This is a genomic window from Flavobacterium sp. NKUCC04_CG (assembly GCF_019345525.1).
GTDB lineage: Bacteria > Bacteroidota > Bacteroidia > Flavobacteriales > Flavobacteriaceae > Flavobacterium.
In genome coordinates, this window is record NZ_JAHKRA010000074.1 from 1 (window position 1) to 258 (window position 258).

Sequence of the window (258 nt, forward strand, 5' to 3'; positions counted from 1 at the left end):
GCGGGTGCTAGTGTAACTGTAGATATCAAAGCCATGGTAGCTGCTGGAGCAGAAACGATTACAACTTTGGTAAAAGGACCAAAAGGGACTTATGTTTATACCTCTGAAAACGGAACTGTAACTACGATTGACGTACCGGCTGATGTGATCAACAACTTTACGGACATCATCACCAATACTACGGTATTGGAGCAATTGATCGAAAACTTGACCAATACTTATGTAGGAGGTAACGTTTATTACGACGGAACTCAATTC

1 pseudogene is annotated in these 258 nt (G+C 41.5%); it reads left to right on the forward strand.

The annotated features are described in order from the left end of the window. A pseudogene (locus KO524_RS15270) lies at positions 1-258 on the forward strand (hypothetical protein); the annotation flags it as partial.